The organism is Thermogutta sp. (assembly GCF_039793925.1).
In the GTDB taxonomy this organism is placed as follows: Bacteria; Planctomycetota; Planctomycetia; order Pirellulales; family Thermoguttaceae; genus Thermogutta.
This window is the reverse complement of sequence record NZ_JBAMME010000213.1, coordinates 1-6,606: the sequence shown is the minus strand read 5'-3', so window position 1 is coordinate 6,606 and position 6,606 is coordinate 1. Positions and strand designations below refer to the sequence as shown.

Here is a 6,606-nt window from a genome sequence, read left to right as displayed (position 1 = left end):
GGGCTGGCTTCTGACTTCTGCAGCGTGAACTGCGGCCTCGTCTCGTTTTTCCTGGTGCCCGGGGTATATCCCATATTGGGGACGGTCGCGGTGATCGTCGGAGGGTTGTCGCTGATCAGCATGCTGGGCGAAAGCTTCTTAGCGGCCAGTTTCAAGCTGGCACGCGGAATCCTCGGCAAATTTAGCGGGAGTCAGCAGCGTCAAGACGCGAATTTCACGCTGAACATCGCCAATCTCTCCCCGACCACAGGGCTGGCCCTGGTGTTGGTGGGTGGGATGCTGACAGGAGGCAACGCGGGGGACCTGGTTACAGCAGTGGCTTCCGCCCTGTCCGGCCTGGCTCTCTCCGGCGTCATTTCCATCTTAAACCTCGCGACGCAACTGGTGGCAGGTCGGGCCATTTGTCCCTGATCGCTCAAGGCCGCAGGACGCAGGGAGCACGTCTCAGGGCGTGGGTCGCAAAGGCGCAGGACGCAAGATGATCGAAGCAATCCAGAAACTTGTACTGCTGCTGGTTGTTTTGTATGCCATTGCTGGCGCGTTTGGCAACGTATTCCAGTACGTATATAGCCTGGTTTCTGCCATCCGCACTGCTAACTCTACCAACGCACTGAAGACGCTGCTGGTCCTGATTCTCGCCGGGGTAATCGCATATGTGGTTATCCGGTGGCAGGAAGAGAAAGTCCTTCCTCAGGCCAGCTGGACATACATCCGGCTCAGTTTCCTGCAACGGCTGGCAGATCTCATCCGGGACATCACGACCATTCCCTCTCAGCCGTTGCCGTAATCTCCGACACCATTGCGATGAGTGGGGGTGAAGTGCCGGGCACTCACCATCACCGTAACGACAAGTCGGAGGGGTCTCTGGATAGCATGCCGCAAGCAGTCCGGCATGCTATCTTGTTTTTGTTTCTCGTGGTTGCTCGGGCGGCCCTCCTCCCTCCTCCCCCCATGATCACGGTTTCGTCCGAGAGGGTTGTCTCGCTGTGGCCTGCACGGCCGGTTCAGGTCTATCTGTCTCCCACCCCCACTCCTACCCCCACCCCCACACCCACACCCACTCCAACTCCCACCCCAACCCCATCCATATACAGACAGGAGGTGCCCCGGGGGGTCTTCCCTCATTTGCAATGCCAGCCGAGGGAGAAGATCGACGTCCCGGCCGTCAAGGTCTTCGGTTGCGAGGCCCTGGAGAACGTTGTGGGTGACCCCTTCGTGCTCCTGAGGCTGTACGACACCGAATGGGTCCTGGACTCACCACTGACCGACGAAGAAGCAGCGCAGGAATGGATGCGCATATTCCTGAATGCTACATCCCGATGCAGGGACCGGATCGATGCCGTGGAGATTTTCAACGAGGCTTCCGGGAACGGGGATCTCGATCGGCAGAGACGAGTGGCGCGCGTTTCTCGTCTGATTGCTGCCGAGCTGGTGAAGATGGGCATCCGACCGGTCGTGTTCAACTATCCGGTTGGGGCACCCACGCCGGAAGATGCGCGTCTGGCCGAAACGAGGGAATTGATGCAGTACATTGCCTCGGTGGACGGAAGGGTCGGCGTGCATTTGTATTTTCCCTGCTCTGGCCCAGATTTTCCTTTGACATGGAATTTTGCCAGAGGGGCAGGAGGTGTGCGATATATTGCGACGGAAGGCGGGGTGTGTCAATTCCAGACATCCCCGTACTGGGGATGGAACCCACACCTGGGATGGAGAAGTTGTCAACCGCCTGTTTCTCCCGCACAATACGCCACAATGCTTCGGGACGCACTGGAGATCGCCTCCCGCAGAGGAATCGGACTGGATGGGATATATGTGTTCACCGTCGCCGGCCCCGGCCAGGGGTGGGAGACGTTCGACGCCTCCGCGATGTTTCATATCAGTTGCCGGTGACCGGAGACCCCCTGTCGCAGGTCGCGGGCCGCAAGGCCTTCAGCCGGGCGCGATATAATATAGGATGGGACTGTTACGGTCAAAATACAGGACGACCCGAAGCGGGAAATCTGCCGGGCATGTTCGCCAAGGAGGTCTGATGCAGAGGTCAAAAAAGCGAGGTCAGGTGTTGGTAGAATTTGCACTGGTGTATTCCACGCTCCTTCTGGCCGTCATTGCGTCACTGGTTTCCATGCTGATGAGCAGCCAGTACGCGCTGGCCAGAATCAGCACGGTGGGGATTTGCGAGCTGTATGCCGAGTCCCCCGACATCCGGGGGAGATGGGGGGGGCATATCCCTTATACGGGCTCCCGCATCCCTCTGCCCAGAATGAGCGTAACAGTGGGGCGTACGACCATGGGGTGGGATGGAAGGGGGATCAGGCTGCAGCCCATCTCCATGTACGATACTTCTATGCCCCTGTCGTGCACATCCGATATCCATCTGCGCGCCATCTCGATCCCGTTCCTGGGCGACATAGAAGTCCATACTACCTTTACGTACACCACCAACCGGCGATACGGCGAGTGGGCATTCATCTCCCCTCCCCGCCCTTCCTCCCCGCCGGTTTTGTTCCCGCTTCTGCTTCTCCCCCGCCGGAGAAATTCCGGCAGGCGGAGAGGCACTGCGCTGATCGAGTACGCGCTCACCTCCGGCCCGTGGATCATGTTTGGCGTTATGGCGGTAGAGCAGATGGCAGAAACTCTCGATGTGTTCTACGCGGCCTCTCTGGGACAGGCCGCGATGGGAGCCGCGGGGTTGGGGCCCAATCGGGTGCCCATCGGCATTTCGTTCAGCGTGTCGTCCTATTCCGGGGGATGGGGCTGCTCGGCCAGCGACGGAGAGATGTTAGACTGTGGGGTGTCACCGTACTCCCTGGGTAGAATTCCCACCATTACGATCACCACTCCCTTCTACGGGCGGACACTGGTAGTGGGAGAAGGGGGATGATCGACTCCGCCGGGAATTCCCTGGGGCGCACGAAGACACTTCGGAATACCAGCGGGTGCGCGTGGAAAGGAGGTTTCTTCTGATGAAAAAAAGGGGTTCTGTTCTTGTGGAGTTCAGCGCGTATATGATGGTCTTTGCAGCTGTCTTGATCGGAGTGCTGACGACCCTGCCCTCTATCCAAGACTATCAGCAGAGGGTGAGGGAAGCGAGTACAATGGCCTCTACCTTTCGCCTGATCCCATCGGTTGAAAGCACGGGGGCCTGGAGTCCGGGATGTTGGATGAGTAGTGGCATGTCCTGCCCGAGGGGGTACGAGGCCCCGTCATATTTCGCTTTCGCGGTCGACGAGCAGAGCGGGCAGATTTATTCCCTGAGCCCGTCCCTTTCACTCGTTTATCCTCCACCTCCGTTGACCTGCGCCAATTTGTATCGTTGGGACGAGCGATACTTTTCCCTGCCTTGCCGAAGTGGGCGATACTCGATCACGAGCAATTTCCCATTCTGGCCACCCCAAACCAAGGCGTACATGGATTGCGCAGGCACCGTCTGCAACATAGAAATCATTGCCCCCTTCGGGCGGGATCGGGGGGGGCAACCATTCTCGGTCCGGTTTTCCGCCCAGGCTGTGATGCCTTGATGAGGAGGAAAGATGCAGGAAGAAAATCACAGGTCACGGGCCAAAAGGCGGTTGATCGTCGCGGCGGTAGGGGGCGCGGTTGTCCTGTTCGCCCTGCTGGGGCTGTTCCTCTACATGCAAAAAGAGACGACACCCCCCCCACCAGCATCTCCGGTCATCGTGTGGGTGACCTCTCCCCCCGTCTCCTCGGGGCAGGTTGAGGTCACCACTCCCACCCTGCCGGTCGTTCGGCTGGACTACAGGCCCGCCTTGATCCCTTTCTCTCCGGAGAAGTTCCTCGCCCGGGATAGTGTCATTTACCCGGGGCGGTGGGGGGTGTGTACTGTGTACAGGCCTACCGGGGCTTACACGGAGACGTTGGTCAATCAGTGCGTCGCGCGGGACGATGAGGGGAACCGATATATCATCTCCTGGCCCTGGTGGGTGGACTCCTGCACGGAAATTCGGATGGGATTGCCCGTAACCCAACCCTACACGTTGACGGTAGAACACTGGGGGAGCACCGTCTATGTGGTCCCCCACCCGGAACCGTTTGCTGAGTGCCTGATAAACGGCCAGGGGTATGAGCACGCAGACCCCTGTCCATTCGATGAAGACTTGGTTATTGTGGACGTCACGACCAACGGGGAGCGTCCGTACATTATCTGTGCGTCGGACGCGTACATCGTGTCGCAGTTTTGCTGGGAACACCAGGGGCAAAAAATATGCCGGGAGTCCCCGGTCGATCCCCTGGTCGGCTGGCGGGCCTGGAAGGAGTACATTGTATTCTACGGCGACAAAGACCCGTCCGTCTGCATCGACATGCGGACGGGCGAAACCATTGACTGCGATTGGGAGGTGTTGAAATGAGAGCAACAAAAATGACAAGAATGCTGTGCGTGTTGATGTTGGCAGCGCTGCTGCTGGCGGTGCCCTCGTCTCTCCCCGTACCCGGCCATGCCCAATCCGGCGCATACATAGAGGTCGGGCCATTCGACCGGGCGGGCTGGCATTGGGCCAGAAGCGAGTGGGAAAGCCGTATCGATCCTTCATCCTTTGCGGTGATGACACATGCGTCCATAGCCATAGATGGTACTCGATACGACGACCTTACTTTCACGAATCATCCGGACCCAGCCAGCATCGGACACTGGCGTTTGGGACAACTGGATGAGCTGTATGCAGTGACGTATGGTGCTGAAGTCTGGCCGTGTCTTGTGTACAACGTCAAGGCCAGCTATGCCAACCTCTTAGGTTCCCCCTACCCGGTAAGGTTCAACAGCAACAACATCGGGCAACTATGCGTCCTGAAAGGAAACAGGGTGGAGTGCCTGGACCTGAACAGCCATCTGAACACGAGCAGCACAAGCCTGACAGGGGGTGACAGCCCGCTGGGGATGGGCGTTCCCGCCAACCCCAGTTATAGATCTGGGGATGAGCTGGTGCCCGCCTGGAGGGTCGCAGCTCCTGCTATCGCAACCCAAACGGGCGACCGGCGTTTCATTATCATACCATGCAATACGGAGGACGTCGGCGATCTCACGGTTCTGTCTGTATGTGACGACCAGTTCAAGGTCATGATGGGCTTCGGGGCATGCGGGTTCTGGGAAAATGGGGGCTACAAGTTCTGGAACTCTCCCGTTGCTGTGAGGGCATCTGGAACGGCAAACACGATGGGGAAATTTTATCCGAATCCTTTGGGCATTGATTTCTCCTACGCGGGGATCGTGCTGGACAAAGACGGTGACATCATCATGGGCGAGTCGTTCGGTGCGACCGACGAGAATAGGAACGTGTGGGCGCAGGTTGGGACGTTTACAGCCAGCGATTTGACCTACGCAGTCTCCGATTTCTCCCTCGCACCGCCAAGTGGGCCGGATAGCCGGTTGCGATGGTTCGCCGGAAACAACCGCTCCTTCGCATTCAGCCTCGGGTCGGACGAAACCATCTCCACAACCCGCAGGGGGTCGGATGTGGTTCTGTTTGTACAGGAGGGTAGTACTTCAGAGGTGCTGACGGTGAACATCCCCAGCATTACCCTGCACAACTACTCGAACAGTCCCAAGACCTACACGGTCGTGGTTGCCGTGGCCAGCAGCCAGGCGAAGAAATATACGATTGCCCTCACCATGGATCGAACCGTTGAGGGAAACACGACAACTTCTCTCGATCTCCCTCCCCTGCGCATCTCTTCCCCCCAGCCCGGTGACCGGTACACGGTGCGAGTGGTAGTGTACACGGACCGGGGGCCGGGGGAGTTTGGTGCCCGGTGGAACCCGATCGAGTACCGCATATGTCCAGGGACCGACTATACAGAGACAGCGCGGGTAATCCATGAATGGCACGTTACGAACATGGCGGGCAACGATCGGAGTTGGGTTGTCAGACACCAGGTGAGGGATCTGGGTGCCCTGTGGCCCTCTGTGGCGGCTGCGCTTGGGGATGCGATTAATGTGGAGAATCATTCCGTCGCTTCTTTCCAGGTGCAATACGTTCGCTATGTCGGTGATACGGCCCAGGCGTCCGTTACCCTTCTGCCCATCACCGCCACCTATTCCTGGGATGGCGAGATTGAGCTGTCGGCCCGGCCGAATTTCCCCCAGGTTATCCCGTCTTACGTGCCGAATGGGGGCAGCGTGAGTGTCCCGACCGATGTCCCCCTCCGGCTGGGCCTGAGATTCAGCACTGTCAGTTCCCCTGTCTTCACGGTCACAGTTCCAGGGGGCGACACCATTACCGGCACGGTGAATGTGTCGGAGCATCTGGTCTGTGGACAGGTCAGGTGGCAGGGGATCGAAGGGGAATGGAGATTCGGGCCGAAGTCTATCGGCGGTCGTCCCGGCACGCCCGGCTGTCCCGAATATCCGTATGTGCCCGGCAAGGAGGAACTGCCACTGATGAATGACCGCTACACGGACGAAGGAAGATGCGTCCGGGCTCCCAAACGGCTGGCCTGCGAGTGCGTGGAGCACAATGTCAGCGAGTGTCTGAGAATGACGTCAGACATCGATGGCATTCTGTGGTTCGGCGCTCGCGGGAGTGCGGTGTTTGCGACGGGGGGAATCACTTACACAGTTCCTGTCAAGATCTGGGACCCCGCCCCCCGGCA

Annotated in this window: 7 protein-coding genes; 6 read left to right on the top strand and 1 reads right to left on the bottom strand. The window is 58.9% G+C overall.

The window, feature by feature from the left end; translation table 11 throughout:
• The 4 genes from ABJK56_RS08710 to ABJK56_RS08695 form a co-directional block, all read left to right on the top strand.
• A partial coding sequence (locus ABJK56_RS08710) for a hypothetical protein (protein WP_347244278.1) occupies positions 1–411 on the top strand: 411 nt, incomplete at its 5' end.
• Positions 412–478: 67 nt separating this feature from the next.
• A complete protein-coding gene (locus ABJK56_RS08705) occupies positions 479–787 on the top strand; it encodes a hypothetical protein (RefSeq protein ID WP_347244277.1) in 309 nt (102 codons plus the stop codon).
• An 86-nt stretch (positions 788–873) separates the two neighbouring features.
• Entirely contained in the window at positions 874–1,890 is a 1,017-nt protein-coding gene (locus ABJK56_RS08700; RefSeq protein ID WP_347244276.1) for a hypothetical protein, read from the top strand.
• Positions 1,891–2,029: 139 nt separating this feature from the next.
• Positions 2,030–2,881, top strand: coding sequence for a hypothetical protein (locus tag ABJK56_RS08695; protein WP_347244275.1), 852 nt, complete (start codon positions 2,030–2,032; stop codon positions 2,879–2,881).
• A 393-nt stretch (positions 2,882–3,274) separates the two neighbouring features.
• Here ABJK56_RS08695 and ABJK56_RS08690 read toward each other — a convergent pair whose 3' ends face one another.
• Positions 3,275–3,445: a hypothetical protein gene (locus tag ABJK56_RS08690; RefSeq protein ID WP_347244274.1), complete on the bottom strand. Its 171-nt coding sequence runs from the start codon at positions 3,443–3,445 to the stop codon at positions 3,275–3,277.
• Between the two features lie 85 nt (positions 3,446–3,530).
• Here ABJK56_RS08690 and ABJK56_RS08685 point away from each other — a divergent pair, with 85 nt between their 5' ends.
• Entirely contained in the window at positions 3,531–4,367 is an 837-nt protein-coding gene (locus tag ABJK56_RS08685) for a hypothetical protein (protein ID WP_347244273.1), read from the top strand.
• A partial coding sequence (locus ABJK56_RS08680; protein WP_347244272.1) for a hypothetical protein occupies positions 4,364–6,606 on the top strand: 2,243 nt, incomplete at its 3' end. The genes ABJK56_RS08685 and ABJK56_RS08680, both read left to right, overlap by 4 nt.